Raw genomic sequence first — 22,094 nt, forward strand, 5'->3', positions numbered from 1 at the left:
CCTCAAATTACTTATGTAGAAAAAGTTGAAGTAGATGGAGAAGAATTAAAAGTTAGAAGAGCTTGGGAAGATGGATACGAAAATATAAGAGTTAAAACACCAGTTCTTTTAACAGCAATAAAAGAACTTAATGAACCAAGATATATGCACGTAGCTCATATATTTGGAGCGTTTGATAAAGAAATAAAAACTTGGAATGCAGACTTTTTAGAAGTAGATAAATCCCTTCTTGGACTAAAAGGATCTCCAACAAAAGTTAAGAGATCAACAACAAAAGAAGCAAAGGGAAAAGGCGAAGTTATAAGCCTAACTCCAAAGGAAGCAGCACAATGTGCAGTAGCAAAACTAAAGGAAAAGCACTACATCTAATAAAATAGGAGGGATAAAGAATGAATATAGCAGATTACAAAGGTGTTTGGGTATTCGCTGAACAAAGAGATGGCGAACTTCAAAAAGTTTCACTTGAACTTTTAGGAAAAGGAAGAGAAATTGCAGACAAACTAGGAGTAGAGTTAACAGCTCTTCTTTTAGGAAATAAAATAGATAGCATAGCAGAAGAATTAGTAGCATATGGAGCTGACAAAGTAATATATGCACAAAATCCACTACTAAGTCACTATACAACAGACGGATATACAAAAGTTATATGTGATCTTGTAGCTGAAGAAAAACCTGAAATAATTCTTGTAGGGGCAACATATATAGGAAGAGATTTAGGACCAAGAGTTGCAGCAAGACTAAGAACAGGACTTACAGCAGATTGTACAGCACTTGACGTAGAAGAAGGAACTAACAATCTACTAATGACAAGACCAGCTTTTGGTGGAAATCTTATGGCCACAATAGTTTGTGGAGAACATAGACCACAAATGTCTACAGTTAGACCTGGGGTTTTTGAAAAACTTAAAAAGGATGCAGGAAGAAAAGGCGAAATCAAAAAGATAGAAGCTAAATTAGAAATGTCAGATATAAGAACAAAGGTAGAAGACGTTGTAAAAATAACTAAGAATGTTATGGATATAGGAGAAGCTGAATTCCTAGTAGCAGGTGGTAGAGGAATAGGTTCAAAAGAAAACTTTAAAATGTTAGAAGAACTTGCAGAACTTCTTGGGGGAAATGTAGCAGGATCAAGAGCTGCTATAGACAACGGATGGATAGATAAAGATTACCAAGTAGGACAAACAGGAAAAACTGTAAGACCAATGGTTTATATAGCAGTAGGTATATCTGGAGCAATCCAACATTTAGCTGGAATGCAAGACTCAGATTATATAATTGCTATAAATAAAGATGAAGCAGCTCCAATAATGCAAATTGCTGATTTAGGATTAGTTGGGGATTATAACAAAATAGTACCTGAATTAATAGCTAAGTTAAAGGAAGAAAAAGAAGAAAATTAAAGTAAATGACCTCTTTAAAAGGGGTCATTTTTATATATAATTGTTAGTTGTGGTAAAATACATGTAAAGAGTTTTTAAAGGGGTGCAAGAATTATGAAGTGGACAGATGAACAGAAAAAAGCCATAACAACAAAAGATTGCAATCTTTTAGTAGCTGCAGCAGCAGGATCAGGAAAGACAGCTGTACTAGTACAAAGAATAATAGAAAAAATAATGGATGAAAAAAATCCAGTAGACATAGATAGACTTTTGATCGTTACCTTTACAAAGGCTGCGGCATCTGAAATGAAAGAAAGAATAGGGGATGCAATATCAGAAGAATTGGATAAAAATCCAGATTCTAAAATTTTACAAAGACAGTTAACACTATTAAATAGATCCAATATAACTACTATACATTCATTTTGTCTAAAAGTGATAAGAAACAATTTTCATATTATAGATATAGATCCTACTTTTAGAGTAGCAGATGAAACCGAAACAATACTATTAAAGCAAGAAGCATTAGAAGAAGTTTTTGAAAATGTTTATTATGATGGGAATTATACAGATGAATTTAAAGAATTACTTAATTCATTTGGAGGTAAAGATGATAGAAAACTTTCGGAATTAGTCCAAAATCTTTATAATTTTTCTCAAAGTCTTTCTTGGCCATTTAAATGGTTAAATGAAAAGGTTGAAGGTTTTAATATAGAAAAGGATTATGATTTTGGAAAATCTATCTGGGGTACTACGTTAAAAGAAAATATTAAAATAGAGTTAGAGGGAGTAAAAAATCAATTTCAAAGATCTTTAAATATATTAAAAGAATATGAAGAGGAATTAGTAGATTACATAGAAGTAATAGAAGAGGAATTAAATTATATAAAAAAATTACTAGGTGAGCATGAAGACAATAATATTATAGATGGTTTACTATGTTTTGATTTATCTAGACTTCCTGGGAAAAGGCTAAAAGGAGAAGTAAAAGATACGAAAGACAAAGCAATAAAAGTAAGAGATAAAGCTAAAGAAAGTATAAATAAATTAAAAGAAGATATTGGATTGGGATATGAAAATGTAGAAAAAAATATGAAAGATCTATATCCTAGAATGAAATGTTTAATAGAATTAGTTATGAAATTTACCATGGAATATGACAAAAGAAAAAGAGAAAAAAATATAATAGATTTCAATGACATAGAGCATTTTGCTTTGGAGATATTAACAGATTTTGATAAAGAAGAAAAAGTAAATCCATCATCTGTAGCATTAGAATATAGAAATAAATTTGAAGAAGTATTAGTGGATGAATATCAAGATAGTAACTTTGTACAAGAGGCCATATTAAATTCTATATCAAGACAAAATAATCTTCAGAGCAAAATTGAAGATGAAAAATTGATTATTCCTAATCTATTTATGGTTGGTGATATAAAGCAAAGTATCTACAGATTTAGACAGGCAAAACCAGAACTATTCTTAAGGAAATATAATAATTATTCAGAGGAAGTAAGTAGTAAGTATAGAAAGATCAAGCTATTTAAAAATTTTAGAAGCAGAAAAAACATAATAGAAGGTGTAAATTTTATATTTAAACAAATAATGAGTAAAAATGTAGGAGAACTAGAATATGGAGAAGAAGAAAAATTAAACTATGGAGCAGATTTTAAAGAGCTAGAAGAGGGTAAAGATTTAGAAAGAGATATAGAAATACATCTTATGGATAAGGAAGAAAATATAGAGCCCTACACTGAAGAACTAGGGTTAGAAGAGGAAGAAAATATAGATAATATACAACTAGAAGCTAGAATGGTGGGAAAAGTAATAAACAACCTCATAAAAGATGAAGAGAGTAATTCTTTTATGATTCAAGATAAATCTACTAAAGAATATAGGAAAGTACAATATAGAGATATTGTAATACTTATGAGAGCTACATCAGCTATGGCAAATGTATTTACAGAAGAGTTAAATAACGTGGGAATACCAGTTTTTGCAGATACTTCTTCAGGGTATTTTGAAACTATTGAAATAAAAACAATAATGTCAATACTACAAATAGTAGATAATCCAAGACAGGATATACCTATGCTATCTGTATTACGATGCCCTATATTTTCTTTTTCACCAGAAGATATTATAGATATAAGACTTATAAATAGGGATATAAGTATATATGAATGTTTAGAAAAAATAAAAAATAAAGAACCTTGCTTAGAAGAAGAAAAAGTATATATAGATGAAATAAATGAAGAATTAAAAGAAAGAATTATAAGTTTTCTAGAAAAATTAAATCTATGGAGAGATAACTCTATTCACATGAGTATAGATCAATTTATTTGGTATCTATATACGGAAACTGGATATTATGGATATGTAGGTGCTATGCCAGGAGGAGTCCAAAGACAAGCAAATCTAAGATTGCTATTTGAAAGAGCAAAACAATATGAAAATACAAGTTATAAAGGATTTTTTAATTTCATTAGTTTTATAAATAAGTTAAGAAATACTAGTGGAGATATGGGAAGTGCTAAAATATTAGGAGAAAATGAAAATGTAGTAAAAATTATGAGTATACATAAAAGTAAGGGATTAGAATTTCCAGTAGTTATTATGGCAGGAACAGGCAGAGGTTTCAATCTTCAAGATATAAGAAAAGATATATTATTTCACCATCAATTAGGATTTGGGCCAGAATATGTAGATTTAGATAAGAAAATAAAGTATCCAACTATTATGAAAAAAATTATAGCACAAAAGATAAAATTAGAAACTTTTTCAGAGGAAATGAGAATATTATATGTGGCTTTTACTAGAGCGAAAGAAAAACTTATAATAACAGGCTCTGTAAAAAACATAGAAAAATCCATGAGTGAATGGTGTTTTACAGGGGGAGAAGGAGGAAAAAGACTTCCAGAGTATGAGTTGATTAAAAGCAAAAATTACCTTGATTGGATTATGCCAACACTAACTAGACATATATGTTTTCAAAAGCATATAAGAAGGCAATTTCCTGAAATAGAAATAAAAAATGGAATAGAGGATAATTCATGTTGGAGTTTACAATTATGGCATAAAAAAGAATTGTTAGAAGATAAATTAGAAGAAACAAAAGAAAGAGATATAATAAAGGAAATAGAATGGAATAAAGAAAAAAGTTGTAAAAACATACATGAAGAAGAGGTAGAGAAAAGGTTAAATTGGAAGTATAAATATATAAAGGCTTCAGAAATACCTGCAAAACTATCTGTATCAGAAATAAAAAGTAGATTTGAACTACTAGATACAGGTAATTCTGACAACTTAATAGAAGAAAATATTTTTTTTAGAAAACCTCAATTTTTAGAAGAATTTAAAAAGTTTTCATCAGCAGAAATTGGAACTTTTACGCATTTAGTTATACAACATATAGATTTTCAAAGGACAAATTCCATAGAGGATATAGAAAATCAAATAGAAGAGCTTATTAAAAGAGAATTTTTAACAAAGGAGCAAGCTAAAGTAATTAATATCAAAAAAATATATAATTTTATAAAAAGCCCTATAGTAGATAGAATAAAGAAGTCGGATAATGTTAGAAGAGAAGAATCATTTTATATAGAAATGAGTAGCAAAGATTTAATTCCAAGTATATCAGAAGTATATAAGGATGAAAAAATATTAATACAAGGTGTTATAGATCTATATTTTCAAGAAGGAAACGACTTAATAATATTAGACTATAAAACGGATTATATAGAAGATATAGAAAAGACAAAAGAAAAATATTATTTACAGATAGATTATTATAAAAAAGCATTAGAAAAAATAACTGGGAAAAAGGTAAAAGAAAAATATTTATATTTGTTTAATATAGATAGATTGGAGAATATTTAGATTTAAAGGGATATTGTAACAAAAACTGCATATATTTATATAGAGATATGCAGTTTAATTTGTTTTAGAATGTAAAGAAGGTGATGAATTTATCATTAAACATTTTATTAGAAAAATAAAAATCTATATAGGGGAGGGAAGAAAATATTGAACTATACAGAAAAGATATTTCCTTTTACGAACATAGCTCATGATATAAAAACTCCTTTAAATATTATTAATAGTAGTATTCAGCTTATTGAACTTAATTTAAAAGAAGGAAAAATAATAGATGAAAAACTTATTTTAAATGAACAAATAAAAATATTACAACAAAGTTCTAAAAAATTAATAAAATTAATAAATAATTTTATTGATAATACAAACATAAAAGATTTTAATGAAATGAATATTGAATGCTGTAATATTGTTACTATAGTAGAAGAGAGTACATTATATTTTGCTGATTACTTAAAAAATAAGAACATAGAATTGATTTTTGATACTGATATAGAGGAAAAAGAAGTTGAATGTGACGTAGATAAAATAGAAAGTGTTATGTTCAATTTGATTTCTAATGCTACAAAGTTTACTCCAGAATACGGTAAAGTATGGGTAAATATACTAGGTAAAACAAACTTCATAGAAATTGTTGTAAAAGATACAGGCATTGGAATACCTAAAGATAAGATAGATAGAGTTTTTCAAAAATCCATACGGTTAGACAACTCTTTTAATGAAATTGAAGGTAGCGGAATAGGATTATATATAGTTAAGACAATAGTAGATATGCATGGTGGAAAGATTATTGTAAATAGTGAAATTGGCAAAGGAAGTGAATTTATTATAAAAATACCTGCAAAAATTAAAAGAAAAGAAGGTTTAAAACAGAAAATTATGTGATAATATTTTTCAATGTAAAGATTTGAAATAGTTAGCTTTGTAAAAAAGTTAATTAAAAATTAACAAAGAAAAATGCAAAGAAAAGGGTTACATAAATGCAAGTTTAGAAAATAAGCTTGCATTTGTTTGATTTACTGATATACTATTGTTATGTCAAAAACTAAGGTTTGGAATATGCTATATATTATAAGGAGGTGAAGTGTATATGAATAAGGATAAAGTATTTAAAATAACTGAAGACGTAATAGAAGAATGTTTAGAAGAAAGTATTGAAGCACCTAAGAAAGAAAACAAAGACTGTAGCTCAAATAAGAATTATATAGCTTTAGCATAAAGCTAATAAGGAAAAGGAGTGAAAAAAGTGCATGGAATATTTTTCTATGCCTAAAGTTTTTATGGATGAAGGATGTAATTTACAAAAGCTAAAACTATTATAAAAATCCCTGTGCAAAATTAAAAGCCAGGGATTTTTATTATTATATTTATATTCTATAAAATTATTTAAAACCCTGTGCATGGATAGCACAGGGAGTATATAGTATTAGCAACAATGATGGTGATGGTGCTTATGGCAACAGAAATGGTGATCATTACAGCAACAATGGCTAAGACATCTTATTATTGTACAAAGTACACAGAATGCAACTAAGATGCATATAATCCATGATATCCAAGGCCATATAAAACAACAACCAAACATTATCTCACCCCCTAAAGGCATGTAAACTATTTTATTGTCTTTTGTTGAGTATAGTATATTATATGAATATATACCATTACTGTTAATACTTTTTTTATTATCTTGGACAATATTAATCAAATAGCAACTAATTTTTTACAAGGCTTTTCTATAAGAAAGAAAGGTAATTCAATCATTATTTTTGTACCTTTATTTGGTTTACTATAAACATATATTTTACCATCTAAAATTTTTACAAATTTGTTTACGATAAAAAGACCTGCTCCCATGCCCTTATCCATTTCAGAAATGGAAGTAGATCCTTGGAAAAACTTATCAAAAATTTTGGGGAGTTCATCTGATGGTATTCCAATTCCAGTATCTTCTACGCATATATATATTTTATTATCTTTTTCCTTTATGGAAATTATTATTTTATCATTCTTATTAGTATATTTTACAGAATTATATATTAGGTTAAAAACTATTTTTTGTAATTTCTCTTCATCGCAGGCAATAAAACTTTTATCCATATGGTTAATAAATTCTAAGGAAACTTCTTTGCTTCTAATGGCGTTTTCAAAAGAATCTACAACATTTTTTACAGAAGAAACTAAATTAATGTTTGATAAATTTAAAGTGAAACAACAGGATTCTAACTTATTCAAATCCAATGTATTATCAATTATCTTCTTAAACACAAGGGAATTTCTATAAAAGTTTTCAAAGTATTCAGTTGCTTTTTCATAAGAAACACTGTTTTTATCCCTGGATTCAGCTTTTAAAAATTTAGAAAGCCCTACTAATGTATCTATGGTAGGATTAAGCTCATTTATCATATTTAATAACTCATTTGGATTATATCTACCTATTAGATTATAAAATTTAAGTATATCTAAATCTTCATGAAGTTCAGGGAATTTCATAAAGGACATTTTTATTACCTCCCAAATTATTTTGATTTAAATTAAGGAATATATGTTATATTCCACAAAATTGTGAAAATTCCTTCTATTATTGTAAGAATTTTATAAAAAATGGAAGGAATTTTTGTATATGTACATAAAAGGCTTTATTATATATAAAATTTTGTGTTATCATAAATAATTAGATAGAAGGAGGATTGAAATGAATATATATTTAGTAAGACATGGTGAAACAGAAAAAAATACACTAAAAAAGTATTATGGAAACTTAGATGTTGGCCTTAACGAAAAAGGAAAGATGCAATGTGAGTATTTAAGAGAAAAACTAAGAAATATAGAGTTAGATAAAGTTTATACAAGTGAAATGAAACGAGCCATAGAAACTGCTAATATAATACTTCAGGATAGGGAGTATAAAATAACAAAAGATAATAGGTTAAACGAAATGAATATGGGGGATTTTGAAGGGAAAGACCATAAAGAGTTAGAAAAATTATATCCGAAAGAATGGAACGCTTGGTGTGAGGATTGGAAGGAATGTTCACCGCCTAAGGGGGAAAGTTATAAAACATTTTATTATAGAGTAAAAGAATTTATAGAAGATGTTTTGAAAGAAGAGGTCGAGAATATATTAATTGTAGCCCACGGAGGAGTGATAAAAAGTATATATACTTATATACTAGGAGAGGATTTTGATATTTTTTGGAAAGTATCAAGTAGAAATGGAGAACTATCTTTGATAAAATATGAATATGGGAATTTATATTTAGAATTTAAAATTCCAGCAGGATTTTAAATGTAAAAAATAGTATTTAGGAGGAGTATAAGAAAATGAATTCAGGTAAAGTCGTATTAGTAACTGGAGGCTCTAGAAGTGGTAAAAGTTCTTTTGCTGAAGAACTTTTAAAAGATAAAGATGACGTTTTATACATAGCAACCTCCATAGTAACAGATGAAGAAATGGAGGATAGAGTAAAAAAACACAGGGAAAGAAGAAATTCATCCTGGGAAACCTATGAAGGATATTTGAATTTAGATAAGGCGATAGAAAATAGTGACAAAAAATATATCCTGTTAGATTGTATTACCATAATGACGACTAATATAATGTTTAAAGATGAAAAGGACCTAGAAAAGGTATCTATGGAGGAAATAGATAAAATAACTGGAAACATAAAAAAAGAATTCGATAAATTAATAGCTAAAGTAAGAGAAGAAGATAAAACTATTATAATGGTTACTAATGAAGTGGGTCTTGGATTAGTTCCTTCCTATAAGATAGGAAGAATATTTAGGGACATTGCAGGATTTGTAAATCAGCACATAGGTAAAAAAGCAGATGAAATTTATTTAGTTTGTTGCGGACAACCGATGAAAATAAAATAGGGAGATGACATTGTGAAATACATATATAATTTTTTATTAATGATACAATTTTTAACAAGAATTCCTGTAAAAAGGAGTTTACCCTGTGAAAAAGAGGATTTCAGAAGAGGAGCAGCCATGCTACCGCTAATAGGACTAATTGTAGGCTGCATTCAATGGGTAGTTTTTTATATTTTATCTAAAATATTCCCAGCAAATATAACAGCTATATTTATAATATTAGTAGGAATGGTGTTAATAGGAGGACTTCATCAAGATGGATTAGGAGACATATTTGATGGATTTTTCTCTTTTAAAGGTGACAAAGAAAAGATAATAGAAATAATGAAAGATAGTAGAGTTGGAACTTTTGCTGTACTAGCATTAATATTTGATATACTAATAAAATATTCAGCATTAAGTTTTATTATAGAAAATAACATGTCCTATGCAATAATAATTACACCTATAATGAGTAGATGTACACTAGTTTTTCTTTTCTTAATAGGTAAGAATGCTAAAAAAAATGGCACTGGAAATCTATTCATAGAAAATGTGTCAGTTAAAGAATTTATTATTAGTTTTATCTTTATGATAGTACCATCTGTATTATTAATAGGATATAAATATTCTGTAATAATAATTGTTGTAAGTTTTATAATAACTTTAGCGTTTTTAAATTTATGTAATAGGAAAATAGGGGGAATTACAGGGGATTGTTTAGGTGCTAATAATGAGATTGTGGAAATGTTTACTATGCTAGTTTTTGTTGCTTTGCTTTACATAAATTAAATATAAAAAAATGTTGACAAAATCAAATTCATATATTAGACTTATATTTGAAAAGTGAATATGAAAATATTCAGGTGCCATTTTAGGTTTAAAAGGGAATGTGGTTTAATTCCACAGCAGCCCCCGCTACTGTAATTGAGGACGAATCTTTCACAAACCACTCTTTCAAAAAGGGAAGGGGAAGGGAAAGACAAGGGTGAATCATGAGCCAGGAGACCTGCCTGTATATGAAAGATAAACTTTCGGCGGGAAAGTCTTTAGTAAATACGTAAAAAATCCGGTCTTTAGGCCGGTTTTATTTATAATGTTTATAAAGCAGGCTGAAAGGCCTGCTTGTTTTATTAAAAGCTGTGTTCTTCTAAAAGATCTAAAGAATGAATTGTCAACCTCCTAGAAGACAACCTTCTATCAAACTCAAGAACACAGCTAATTTTTTTACTAAAGATTAATAGAGAGGTGTTTAAATTGGCAAAAATAATGATACAGGGGACAGGTTCCTCAGTAGGTAAAAGTATTTTAGTAACAGCATTATGTAGAATATTTAAGCAAGATGGATATACTGTTTGTCCATATAAATCACAGAACATGGCTTTAAATTCATATATAACGTATGATGGAAAAGAAATGGGAAGAGCACAAGTATTACAGGCTCACGCTGCAGGACTAGAACCAGAAGCATATATGAATCCTATACTTTTAAAACCTACAGGGGATAAAAAATGTCAAATAATATTTAACGGCGAAGTTTATGGAAACAGTACAGCCATGGAATATCATAATATGAAAACTAAATTTGGTGAGAAGTTAAAAGATCAATTTAAAAATATAGAAGAAAAATTTGATATCGTAGTAATAGAAGGTGCAGGTAGTCCAGCGGAAATAAATTTAAGGGATAAAGATATTGTAAATATGGGCTTTGCAGAAATGGTAGATGCACCAGTACTATTAGCAGGAGATATAGATAGAGGTGGAGTTTTTGCATCTTTAGCGGGAACTATGCTTCTTTTAACTGAAGAAGAGAGGAATAGAGTTAAGGGAACTATAATAAATAAATTTAGAGGAGATATAGAAATTTTAAAGCCAGGCTTAAAAATGCTAGAAGATATTATAAAAATACCTACAGTAGGAGTAGTTCCTTATTTAAAATTTCAGCTAGAAGATGAAGATGGAGCTATTGATTTTAATAGAAATATTAATGCTCCTATAGATATAGCAGTAATAAAACTTCCACGTATATCTAATTTTACTGATTTTGATGCTTTAAAAGTAGAAGAAGATGTTTCAATTAGATATATAACTTCAAAAGAAGATTTTGGAAAACCTGATTTATTAATAGTGCCAGGAAGTAAAAATACTATAGAAGATTTATTGGCACTAAGAAAATGTGGACTAGAGGAAAAAATAAAAGAATATAGTAAAACAGGCACTATTATAGGAATTTGTGGAGGATATCAAATGCTTGGTAAAACTCTAAAGGATCCTTATAAAGTTGAATCAGAAGAATTAGAAACACAAGGTATGGGACTTTTAAATGTGGATACAGTTTTTGAAAAAGAAAAAGTAACTACTAGAGTAAAAGCTAATTCAGAGGATACAGAAGTTTATGGATATGAAATACATATGGGAATATGCAACTATAAAGAAGGAGCTAAGCCTTTATTTAATATATATGATGAAAATGGTAAAAAGGTTAATAGAAATGATGGTGCTATTAATGAAAAAGGAAATGTAATGGGAACATATATTCATGGAGTATTTGATGGAGTAGAGTTCAGAGAAAAAGTATTAAATAATATAAGAAAATCTAAAAATATGGAAGAAAGAAATGCAATAAATTATGAAAATCTAAGAGAAAAGAATTTAGATATGCTAGCTGATTTAGTTAGAGAAAATATAGATATGGATTACATATATAAAATAATTGGCATGTAAGAAAGAGGTGGTTTCCATTAAAACTCCAATTTTAATGGGATTAATTGATATAATAGTTGCAGTTTTATTAGACTTTGCAATAGGCGACCCGTATTGGTTTCCACATCCTGTAATATATATAGGGAAACTTATAAGCTATTTGGAAGAAGTGGGAAGAAAGCATTTTAAAAGTAATAAAGGACTTAAAACTTTAGGAGGATTAGTTGTTCTCACTATAGCTATTACATCCTTTGGAATACCATTTTTAATTCTTTGGATGGTAAAGGATAGTTTTTGGATATTCCATTTTTTAAATATAATTTTAATCTGGACAACTTTAGCAGCAAAGTCCTTAAAAGTAGAAGGAAAAAGGGTATATTACGCTTTGAAAAATGAAGATATTCAAGAGGCAAGGGAAAAGCTGTCTTACATAGTGGGAAGAGATACAAGAAATCTTACGGAAGAGGAAATAATAAGGGCTGATATAGAAACTATAATGGAAAATACTGCAGATGGTGTAATAGCTCCACTATTTTATGCAATGATAGGAGGAGCACCTTTTGCAATGATGTATAAAGGTATAAACACTATGGATTCAATGCTTGGATATATGAATGATAAATATATTCATTTAGGATTTTTCCCAGCTAAGGTAGATGATGTATTTAATTTTATACCAGCTAGGATTTCTGGTGTTTTAATATGCCTATCTGCACCAATAGTAAAGGGAAATATAATAAGAAGTTTTAAAGTAATGTTAAGGGATAGAAAAAACCATAAAAGCCCTAACTGTGCTTATCCGGAGGGAGCAGGTGCTGGGGTTATGGGTATACAGCTTGGTGGTACAAATGTTTATTTTGGTAAAGCAGTATATAAACCCACTATAGGAGATAGAATTAAAGATTTACACCATGAACTTATAAACGACAGTGTAAAGCTTATGTATGCTTCAGAGACGCTTATGGTTATTATATATGCTCTTACAGTTACTAGTTATAATTTGAGGTGATGACATTGAGACATGGAGGAGATATATACACTGATGGAATATTAAAAGGAAGGAAACTTATAGATTTTAGCTCTAATATAAACCCCCTTGGTATACCAAAAAGTTTTACGGAGAATATACAAGAAGCAATAGATAATTTAAATAAATACCCTGATATAAAATATAGAACCTTAAAAGGAAATATAGTAGAATATATAAATAAAAGTAAAGTTTTGTTTCAAAGAGATGAAAAAGTTATAGAAAATGGTTATATTGAAATAGTGGATGAAAATTCTATAGTTTTGGGAAATGGAGCAGCAGAAATTATAGATTTAGTTATTTCTACCTTAAAGAGAATAATGATAATAACACCATCCTTTGGTGAATATGAAGAAAACGCAGAAAAATATGGATGTGAAATACTTTATGTAAATTCTACAAAAAATATGGACTATGATTATGAAAGTATACTAAACAACCTAAATAGAGTAGATGGAATTATATTAGGAAATCCCAACAATCCAGATGGAAGGATTTTAAAAGAGGAAGAATTTAAACCTATATTAGATTACTGTGAAAAAAATAATAAGTTGGTTATTATAGATGAGGCTTTTATAGAATTCGTAGGAGATATGAGTAAAAGTTATGTAGAAAAAATAAAAAATTATAAATGCTTATTTATAATAAGAGCTTTGACAAAATTTTATTCTATGCCTGGAATAAGATTTGGATTTGGGATTAGCAGAGATAAAAAAGTTATAGAAGAGATTAAATCTCTGCAAAATCCTTGGAATATAAATGCTTTTGCAGAAGTGGCAGCAAAATATGTATTAAAGGATAAAGAGTATATAAAAAAATCCCTACAATGGATAACAGAAGAAAGAGAAACTCTTTTAGAAGAAATAAGAAAGCTAGGTTTTATAGAAAAAGCTTATAATAGCAATGGAAATTTTATACTTTGTAAATTAAAAAATATAGATTGTGAAGAATTATATGATCTTTGCCTAAAAGAAGATATTGTCATAAGAAAATGTGATAATTACAAGGGATTAGATAAGTCTTTTGTAAGAGTTGCAATAAAAGATAGACAAACCAATAAAATTTTAATAGATAAATTAAATAAAATATGGAGGGATTTTAAATGAAAAAGAATCTAACTTTTTTCATGGTGATTGCACTACTATTTACAATTACCCCAAATGTTTATGCTATGCATATAGCGGAAGGATTTTTACCACCTATGTGGAGTGGAGTATACTTTGTAATTTCCGCACCATTTATAATTATAGGTCTTAAACAAATAAGAGAAAGGGCAAAGGATAATAAAGATATTAAAATGCTTTTAGGATTAGTGGCAGCATATGCATTTATACTTTCTGCTATGAAAATTCCATCAGTAACTGGAAGTTGTTCTCACCCGACAGGTACAGGTCTTTCAGCAATAATTTTTGGGCCTTTTATATCAGCAATTGTAGGACTTATAGTATTAATTTTTCAAGCTATCTTACTAGCTCATGGTGGAATAACAACCTTAGGTGCTAATACATTATCAATGGGAATTATGGGACCTATAGTATCATATTTAATTTACAGAGGATTTAAAAATAAAAATCAAAAGGTTGCAGTATTTTTAGCAGCAACTTTAGGGGACTTATTTACGTATTTTATTACCTCAGTACAACTTGCTTTAGCATTCCCAGCTCAACAAGGAGGAATAGCAGCATCCTTTGCAAAATTTTTCTCAATATTTTCTATAACACAAATTCCTTTAGCTATAATGGAAGGAATATTAACGGTTATAATATTTGAATTTGTAATGAAATACGCATCAAAGGAAATAGAAGTATTAGGTGGTGTTAGAAAATGAAAAAAAGAACAATAAGTCTTTTATTAGTCTGTTTACTTTTAGTGGCTGGTTCTTATTTAGTTGGAAGCAGTAGAGGTGGAGAATTTGGTGGAGCAGACGATCAAATAGAAGATACAATAGCAGAAGTAAATGGAGACTATGAACCTTGGTTTGAAAGTTTTTGGGAACCTCCATCAGGAGAAATAGAAAGTCTTTTATTTGCATTGCAAGCAGCTATAGGTGCTGGATTTATAGGTTATTATGTAGGAAAGAAAAAAAATGCTAAAATTAATAATGGCGCTCTCCAAAAGGAGTAAGTTAACCCATAGACATCCAATTGAAAAAGTGATTATATCTATTATGCCAATAATAATAATTGGATTTACAAAAAATCCGATTATTATTGTTGGCAATATAATCTTTTTTGTGATAATGCATAAAATGGCAGAAAATAACATAAAAATAGTATTCAAGTTTACATCACATATAGCAGCCTTTGCTGCATTTTCATCTATAACCTTTATATTTGACTATGGTATTGCATATGTGGGTATAATACTTCTTAAAAGTTTATCTGCGGGATTATGTTTATCTTTTTTATCATTAACCACACCTATAGATCAATTATTATATCTAATTTCCAGAAATGAACATTTAAAAGATATATGCGATATAGCAAAATCTATGGAAAGATTTTTAGTCCTTATAAATGAAGAGTATAATATAATGTATCTATCTATGAAATCTAGAGGCGGATTTGGGAATTTTTCATCTAAAATAAAGGATACTGGAAAACTTGCAGCATTATTATTTGTAAATACAATGGAAAGATGGAAAAGTATAAAAGAAGGTATAAATAGCAGATGTTACATGGGATATATGCCTTATTTTGGAGAAGACTTTATCCTATCTAAGAAAAACTTGTACTTAGCATGTTCATATAATTTATTTTTAATAATTTCGATTTTATTATTTAACAATAGATTATAGATAGAGTATTATTTAATATAGAGTAATTTTATGGAGATGATAATTTTATGATAGGCGTTTTAGGAGTAAAAACTGAAGTAAAATTAGATATAAGAGAAAAACTTTCAATAATTCCTAAAAGATATGAAAGTTCACTGATGAAATTGAAAGAAAAGTGTGATGAAGTTGTAATTTTGAGTACTTGTAATAGAACAGAAGTATATTATAGCTATAAAAAACATAATGAAAATATAATTTCACACATATTTAAATGCTTAAATTGGGATGAAAACTATAAAAAATACACTTTTCACTATAAAGACGATGAAGCTATAAATCATCTTATGAGGGTTATTTGTGGATTTGATTCCTTAATATTGGGAGAGGATCAAATATTAAGTCAAATTAAACAGGCTTATGAAATAGCACTAAGTAGTAAGAGTGTAAACAGGGATTTAAATAAATTATTTCAAATGGCCATAACCTGTGGCAAAGAATTTAGAAATAAATCTCAATTATATAAAATACCTGTATCCTCTGCTTCAATAGCAGTAAATGAAGGAAGAAAACATGGAGGAAAAAACTTCATGGTACTAGGATATGGGGCAGTTGGAAGCCTAGCTGTTAAATACATATTGTCAGGTGAATTTGATAAATTGTACATAGTAGTGAGAAACCCTTCTGTTGTAGATTTAAGGGATGATAGAATGACTATAATAAATTTTAATGAAAGAGGAAAATATTATAAAGATGTAGATTGTATAATAAGTTGTACTTCAGCGCCCCACGTAGTAGTAGATGCCTTTGAACTTCCAAAACATAAAAATATAGTGGTATATGATTTAGCAGTACCAAGGGATGTAGACGAGGAAGTTAGATATATGAAAAATGTAAAATTATATGATATAGATAATATAAGCTGTATAAATGACGAAAATTGTAGCAAAAGAGAGGACATCATGAATAACAATTTATTTGTAATAGAAAAATATGAAAGAGAATTTGAGAAGTGGAGAAAAACTTCAGAAATATCTCCTCATATAGTTAATTTAAAGAAAAAAGGTGATGAAGTTTATAAAAAAAGATTAACCACCTTTAAAAATAAAAAGTATACGAAAGATGTAGACGCTTTAGCAGAAATTATGCTCAAAAGTACATCTAATGCGTATATAAATAAGGCTATTGAAGTATTAAAAGAAGAACAGTTGAAGGGAAGAGGAGAGGAGTGCTTGAGAATAATAGAAAAGATATTTTACTCCGCCCAATAGAATATTCTTTTATATCCTTACTATCTAATAAAATAAAAGTATTAATAGTAGGTGGAGGAAGAGCAGGTTTTATAAAAGCTAAGACTCTTAGTAATAATGGATGTAGGGTAAAAGTAATAAGCAAAAATTTCTCAAAAGAATTTGAGGAATTAAAAAAGCTTTCCAATGTGCAATTAATAAAAGATGAATATAAAAAGGATTATATATCAGAAAATCATCTAATAATAATTGCAGTTGAAGATGAGACCACTAATGAAATTATAAGGAAGCATTGTGATGAACAATGCAAACTATATTTGGATTGTTCACATTTTGAAAGAGGACTTTTTGTAGTACCTTGTCAAAGAAGTAGTAAAACAGCAACTTTTGGTATAAATACTAAAGGTGGAAGCCCAAAGACTGCTATATATTTAGCAGAGGAAATAAAGGATAATTTAATAAAAAAAGATTCCTTTATAGAATATAGTTATAAATTAAGAAATATCATAAATAAATCTGAAGATAAGGCTACTATAATGGATTTTGTAGCCACAGAGGATTTTTACTTTTTTTACAATAAAAATAAGCACAAAATTATATTAGAAATGTTTTTTGGAGGTAATTATTTTGAAGTTAATAGTAGCCACAAGAAGGAGTATTTTAGCACAAACTCAAACAGATTTAGTAATAAAGAAAATAGAGGAAGATAATGAGGTAAAATGTGAAAAACTTTTAATTCAAACTCTAGGGGATAAAATATTAGATAGAACCCTAGATAAAATAGGAGGGAAGGGACTATTTATAAAAGAAATAGAGAAGGCCTTATTAGATGGAAAAGCTCATATGGCAGTACATAGCATGAAGGATGTTCCCTATGAAGTACCTTCTATGTTTTATATAGGAGCAATTCCTAGAAGAGAAGATGTAAGAGATGCATTTGTATCAAGAGATGGTACAAAATTTATGGAGCTACCATCAGGTTCTAAAATAGGAACAAGTAGCAGAAGAAGATCAAGTCAGATTAAAATTCTAAGACCTGACGTGGAAGTTGTACCTATAAGGGGTAATGTTCAGACTAGATTAAGAAAAATAGAGGAAATGAATTTAGCAGGCACTATTTTAGCGGTAGCTGGACTAAAGAGACTAAATATGGAAGAAGTTATTACAGATTATTTTAGTCCAGAGGAAATGGTACCAGCTATAGGACAAGGAGCTTTAGGAATAGAAATAAAAAAATACGAGGATGTTATTGATTATATAAAAGGTATAGATCATGAAGAAACTAGAATATGTGTAGAGGGCGAAAGAAGTTTTATGGAAGCTTTAAAGGGAGACTGTCATTCAACTATAGGAGCTCATGCTATAGTTGAGAATGATTTAATGTATATGACAGGAATATTTGAAGTTAATGGAAAAATTGTAAAGAAAGATATTGAAGGTAAGAAAGAAAATTATAAACAACTAGGAAAAACATTAGCAGATAGAATAATGAAGGCTTAAGGAGGTAAAAGTATGGGTAAGGTATATCTAATAGGGGCAGGACCAGGAGATGAAGAACTTATAACATTAAAAGCCACTAGAATGTTGCAAAAGTGCACTGCTGTTATGTATGACAGATTAGCAGGGCCAGGATTCTTAAAATATTTAAATGAGGATTGTGAGATTTATTACTGTGGTAAGGAACCAGGTTGTCATTATAAAACTCAAGATGAGATAAATGAAATGCTTGCAAAGCTAGCTAAAAAAGGTCACGTAGTTGGAAGAGTAAAAGGTGGAGATCCTTTTATATTTGGACGTGGAGGAGAAGAAATATTAAGACTTTTAGAAGATAATATAGAGTTTGAAGTAATACCAGGAATAACTTCAGCAATATCCGTTCCAAGCTATGCTGGAATTCCAGTAACTCATAGAGCTATTGCTCAAGGTTTTCATGTATTTACAGGAATGACAGCAGAAAAACTTGATATAGATTGGAAAGCTGTTGCAAATGTAGGGGGAACTTTAATATTTTTAATGGGTTATAGAAATTTAGATATAATTCGCAATAGATTAATGGAAAATGGAATGAATGAAAATACTCCTTGTGCAATTATAATGAGAGGAACTACTTCTAATCAAAAAAAGGTAGTGGGTACTTTAAAAGATATTTCAGAAAAAGCAGAGAAACAAGGTGTAACTTCTCCTTGTATAATACTAATTGGAGATGTAGTACAATTTAATGATAAATTTAATTGGTATGAAAAGAAAAGACTTTTTGGCAAAAATATATGTGTAACTCGTTCAAGAGTTCAGGCAAAAGAATTAAGAGAAAAGTTATCAGATTTAGGAGCACAGGTTACAGAGATAAATGCTATCAAAATAAAAAGTAGAGACGATGAGTTAGAAAAATATGTAGAAAGATTAAAAGATTATAAATTTATAGTTTTAACAAGTGTAAATGCGGTAAATATACTTTTCGATTATCTAGTAAAAAAAGAATATGATATAAGAAATATAAAAGGAAGATTTGCAGTAATAGGGCCTGCAACAGAAAAAGCATTATTAAAAAGAGGTATAAAAGCGGATATAATTGCTAAAGAGTTTGTAGCGGAAGATTTATTTAATGAATTAAAACCTTATTTAAATAAGGATGATAAAATATTTGTACCTCATTCTAAACAAGCTAGACAGTATTTAGTAGAAGCCCTAAAAGATAAAGGGTGCCATGTAGAAGAAGTCTATAGTTATGAAGTGGTTAAAGGAGAAGTTCCTAATTTAGAAATATTTGATGATGTAGATATAGTTTTATATACTAGTCCAAGTATAGTTAGAAACATGATAGATATGATAGGTTTAGAAAAACTTAAGAAAAAGACTTCAATATCCATAGGACCTATAACAGCCAAGGAACTAGATAAAAATGGTATAGATTATATTATCTGTGATGAATATACTACAGATGGAATGATAGAAAAACTTTTAACTTTATAAAGAGGATGTGAAAATTATGAATTTTAGAAGACAAAGAAGACTTAGAAAAAATGAAGCTATAAGAAGTATGGTAAGGGAAACTATATTAACTACAAATGACTTTATATATCCTATATTTGTAACAGAAGGAAATAATATAAAAAATGAAATAAGTTCTCTACCAGGTAATTATCACTATTCTATAGATAGATTAAATGAAGTTATTGAAGAGGTAATAAAAGCTAAAATAAAAGGAGTAATACTATTTGGAATACCAAATGAAAAAGATGAAATAGGTAGTGAAGGTTTTAGTGATGATGGTATTATTCAAAAAGCTATAAGAAAAATAAAAGAACTATCCCCAGAACTTTATGTAATTACAGATGTATGTATGTGTGAGTATACAAGCCATGGACATTGTGGAATAATTCATGGAAATGATGTAGATAATGATGAAACATTAGAATACTTAGGCAGGATTGCTCTATCACATGTAAAGGCAGGGGCAGATATGGTAGCTCCTTCTGATATGATGGATGGAAGAATTGCATTTATGAGGGATGTATTGGATAAAAGTGGATATAAGGACATACCAATAATGAGTTATAGTGCAAAATATTGCTCAGCTTTTTATGGGCCATTTAGGGAAGCAGCAGATTCAGCACCACAATTTGGAGATAGAAAAACCTATCAAATGGATCCTGCTAACGTAAGAGAAGCCATGATAGAGGTTGAAAATGACCTAGAAGAAGGAGCGGACATTATAATGGTTAAACCAGCTCTTCCTTATTTAGATGTTATAAGATGGGCAAGGGATAAAACTAATGTACCAATAGCTGCTTATAATGTAAGTGGAGAATATGCAATGGTTAAAGCAGCAGCGAAAATGGGATGGATAGATGAAAAAAGAGTAGCTTTAGAAATGCTTCTTTCTATAAAAAGAGCGGGAGCAGATATGATAATAACTTATTATGCTCTACAAGCATCAAAATGGTTAGGAGAGGATAAATGTGAATAATTTAGAAATATTTAAGGAATCTGAAAAATATATGCCAGGTGGAGTTAATAGTCCTGTAAGAGCTTTTAGCAATGCATCTATAAATCCACCAATAATAAAAAAAGGCTTAGGTTCTAGAATAGTTGATGAGGAAGGAAAAGAGTACATAGATTTTGTAGCTTCCTGGGGACCTATGATATTAGGACATAATGATCCTGAAGTAGTAGAGGCTATACAAAATACTGTAGAAGATGCTATAAGTTTTGGTGCACCAACTGAATTAGAACTTAAACTAGCAAAGCACATGGTTGAAACCTTAGATAATATAGATATGGTTAGAATGGTAAACTCCGGCACAGAGGCTACTATGAGTGCTATAAAACTAGCAAGAGGATATACTAGAAGGGATAGAATAATAAAATTTGCTGGATGTTATCATGGGCACTTTGATGGATTTTTAGTTGAAGCGGGGTCAGGGGTATTAACAGAAAGAATACCAGGGTCACCAGGGGTGCCAAAAGGCAGTATAGAAAATACATTAATAGCTGAGTACAATCACATAGATACTGTAGAGGCACTTTTTGAAAAATATCCAGAAGAAATAGCAGCAATAATAATAGAGCCTATTGCTGGAAATATGGGAACAATTCCAGCTAAAACAGAATTTTTACAAAGACTTAGAGAAATTTGTACAAAATATGGAGCACTTTTAATATTCGATGAAGTTATGACTGGATTTAGAGTGGCCTATAAAGGGGCACAAAGTAGATATGGAGTTAAACCAGATTTAACAACTTATGCAAAGATAATGGGTGGTGGACTACCAAGCGGTGCCTATGGTGGAAGAAGAGATATTATGGAAAAGCTTTCACCAATAGGACCTGTATATCAAGCGGGAACTATGTCAGGAAATCCAGTAGTTATGGCAGCAGGATATACTACTTTAAGGAAGCTTTATAATAATCCTTCCTACTATGAGCATATGGAGAAAATAGGTGCAGAACTTCAAAAGGGTATAGAAATAGTTGCAAAGGAAAAGGGACTTCCTGTAGTGGTAAATAGATGTGGTGCTATGTTAACACCTTTCTTTAGCAAAAGAGATAAAGTAGCAGATTATGAAGATGCCAAGTCTTCTGATACAGAGCTTTATGGAAGATTTTTTGAACACATGATAAAAAGCGGAATATATATAGCTCCATCACAATTTGAAGCTATGTTTATAGGAGTTAAACATGATATATATGAAGTTGAAAGATTCCTAGAAGCTATGAGAAAGTTTTAATAG

Annotated in this window: 20 protein-coding genes, 1 pseudogene and 1 riboswitch; of the genes and pseudogenes, 20 read left to right on the plus strand and 1 reads right to left on the minus strand. The window is 29.2% G+C overall.

What is annotated here, in order from left to right; translation table 11 throughout:
• The 5 genes and pseudogenes from B5D21_RS12105 to B5D21_RS14430 all read left to right on the plus strand — a co-directional run.
• A pseudogene (locus B5D21_RS12105) lies at positions 1-369 on the plus strand (electron transfer flavoprotein subunit beta); the annotation flags it as partial.
• A 20-nt stretch (positions 370-389) separates the two neighbouring features.
• A complete protein-coding gene (locus B5D21_RS12110) occupies positions 390-1,400 on the plus strand; it encodes an electron transfer flavoprotein subunit alpha/FixB family protein (protein WP_011098981.1) in 1,011 nt (336 codons plus the stop codon).
• A gap of 93 nt (positions 1,401-1,493) precedes the next feature.
• Positions 1,494-5,258 (plus strand): helicase-exonuclease AddAB subunit AddA, encoded by a 3,765-nt coding sequence (gene addA / locus B5D21_RS12115; RefSeq protein ID WP_035110310.1) that lies wholly within the window; start codon positions 1,494-1,496, stop codon positions 5,256-5,258.
• Positions 5,259-5,405: 147 nt separating this feature from the next.
• Positions 5,406-6,140: a sensor histidine kinase gene (locus B5D21_RS12120; protein ID WP_011098983.1), complete on the plus strand. Its 735-nt coding sequence runs from the start codon at positions 5,406-5,408 to the stop codon at positions 6,138-6,140.
• A 205-nt stretch (positions 6,141-6,345) separates the two neighbouring features.
• The gene (locus tag B5D21_RS14430) at positions 6,346-6,474 is read left to right on the plus strand and encodes a hypothetical protein (RefSeq protein ID WP_023437553.1); all 129 of its coding nucleotides are present in this window, start codon (positions 6,346-6,348) and stop codon (positions 6,472-6,474) included.
• Positions 6,475-6,956: 482 nt separating this feature from the next.
• Here the strand turns inward: B5D21_RS14430 and B5D21_RS12125 are convergent, their stop codons facing one another.
• The gene (locus tag B5D21_RS12125; RefSeq protein WP_011098984.1) at positions 6,957-7,754 is read right to left on the minus strand and encodes a sensor histidine kinase; all 798 of its coding nucleotides are present in this window, start codon (positions 7,752-7,754) and stop codon (positions 6,957-6,959) included.
• A gap of 193 nt (positions 7,755-7,947) precedes the next feature.
• Here B5D21_RS12125 and cobC point away from each other — a divergent pair, with 193 nt between their 5' ends.
• From cobC to hemL, 15 genes are all read left to right on the plus strand, one after another.
• Positions 7,948-8,541, plus strand: a complete 594-nt coding sequence (cobC, locus tag B5D21_RS12130; RefSeq protein ID WP_011098985.1) for an alpha-ribazole phosphatase — start codon at positions 7,948-7,950, stop codon at positions 8,539-8,541.
• A gap of 35 nt (positions 8,542-8,576) precedes the next feature.
• Complete coding sequence (gene cobU, locus B5D21_RS12135) at positions 8,577-9,131, plus strand: bifunctional adenosylcobinamide kinase/adenosylcobinamide-phosphate guanylyltransferase (RefSeq protein WP_011098986.1); 555 nt, start codon at positions 8,577-8,579, stop codon at positions 9,129-9,131.
• Positions 9,132-9,143: 12 nt separating this feature from the next.
• The gene (cobS, locus tag B5D21_RS12140; protein WP_011098987.1) at positions 9,144-9,902 is read left to right on the plus strand and encodes an adenosylcobinamide-GDP ribazoletransferase; all 759 of its coding nucleotides are present in this window, start codon (positions 9,144-9,146) and stop codon (positions 9,900-9,902) included.
• Positions 9,903-9,957: 55 nt separating this feature from the next.
• A riboswitch (cobalamin riboswitch) is annotated at positions 9,958-10,141 on the plus strand.
• A 226-nt stretch (positions 10,142-10,367) separates the two neighbouring features.
• The gene (locus tag B5D21_RS12145; protein WP_035110306.1) at positions 10,368-11,834 is read left to right on the plus strand and encodes a cobyric acid synthase; all 1,467 of its coding nucleotides are present in this window, start codon (positions 10,368-10,370) and stop codon (positions 11,832-11,834) included.
• A gap of 34 nt (positions 11,835-11,868) precedes the next feature.
• Positions 11,869-12,822, plus strand: a complete 954-nt coding sequence (gene cbiB, locus B5D21_RS12150) for an adenosylcobinamide-phosphate synthase CbiB (RefSeq protein ID WP_035110304.1) — start codon at positions 11,869-11,871, stop codon at positions 12,820-12,822.
• Between the two features lie 5 nt (positions 12,823-12,827).
• Positions 12,828-13,946, plus strand: coding sequence for a pyridoxal phosphate-dependent aminotransferase (locus B5D21_RS12155; protein ID WP_035110302.1), 1,119 nt, complete (start codon positions 12,828-12,830; stop codon positions 13,944-13,946).
• Entirely contained in the window at positions 13,943-14,668 is a 726-nt protein-coding gene (locus B5D21_RS12160; protein ID WP_035110300.1) for an energy-coupling factor ABC transporter permease, read from the plus strand. The genes B5D21_RS12155 and B5D21_RS12160 overlap by 4 nt, the downstream gene beginning before the upstream one ends.
• Positions 14,665-14,964 carry an energy-coupling factor ABC transporter substrate-binding protein gene (locus B5D21_RS12165; RefSeq protein WP_023437564.1) on the plus strand — a complete coding sequence of 100 codons (300 nt, stop codon included), beginning with the start codon at positions 14,665-14,667 and terminating at the stop codon, positions 14,962-14,964. Before B5D21_RS12160 ends, B5D21_RS12165 begins: the two co-directional genes overlap by 4 nt.
• Entirely contained in the window at positions 14,942-15,637 is a 696-nt protein-coding gene (gene cbiQ, locus B5D21_RS12170) for a cobalt ECF transporter T component CbiQ (protein WP_035110563.1), read from the plus strand. Before B5D21_RS12165 ends, cbiQ begins: the two co-directional genes overlap by 23 nt.
• A gap of 47 nt (positions 15,638-15,684) precedes the next feature.
• Positions 15,685-16,884 (plus strand): glutamyl-tRNA reductase, encoded by a 1,200-nt coding sequence (gene hemA / locus B5D21_RS12175; RefSeq protein ID WP_011098993.1) that lies wholly within the window; start codon positions 15,685-15,687, stop codon positions 16,882-16,884.
• Positions 16,842-17,573 carry an NAD(P)-dependent oxidoreductase gene (locus B5D21_RS12180; protein WP_011098994.1) on the plus strand — a complete coding sequence of 244 codons (732 nt, stop codon included), beginning with the start codon at positions 16,842-16,844 and terminating at the stop codon, positions 17,571-17,573. Before hemA ends, B5D21_RS12180 begins: the two co-directional genes overlap by 43 nt.
• Positions 17,491-18,363, plus strand: a complete 873-nt coding sequence (gene hemC, locus B5D21_RS12185) for a hydroxymethylbilane synthase (RefSeq protein WP_011098995.1) — start codon at positions 17,491-17,493, stop codon at positions 18,361-18,363. Before B5D21_RS12180 ends, hemC begins: the two co-directional genes overlap by 83 nt.
• A gap of 12 nt (positions 18,364-18,375) precedes the next feature.
• A complete protein-coding gene (gene cobA / locus B5D21_RS12190; RefSeq protein WP_011098996.1) occupies positions 18,376-19,833 on the plus strand; it encodes a uroporphyrinogen-III C-methyltransferase in 1,458 nt (485 codons plus the stop codon).
• 16 nt (positions 19,834-19,849) lie between these two features.
• Positions 19,850-20,830, plus strand: coding sequence for a porphobilinogen synthase (gene hemB, locus B5D21_RS12195; RefSeq protein ID WP_035110296.1), 981 nt, complete (start codon positions 19,850-19,852; stop codon positions 20,828-20,830).
• Positions 20,823-22,091: a glutamate-1-semialdehyde 2,1-aminomutase gene (gene hemL / locus B5D21_RS12200; RefSeq protein WP_011098998.1), complete on the plus strand. Its 1,269-nt coding sequence runs from the start codon at positions 20,823-20,825 to the stop codon at positions 22,089-22,091. Before hemB ends, hemL begins: the two co-directional genes overlap by 8 nt.
• The last annotated feature ends 3 nt before the right edge of the window (positions 22,092-22,094 follow it).

Origin of the sequence: Clostridium tetani (assembly GCF_900167265.1) — a bacterium.
Taxonomy (GTDB): Bacteria; Bacillota; Clostridia; order Clostridiales; family Clostridiaceae; genus Clostridium_G; species Clostridium_G tetani.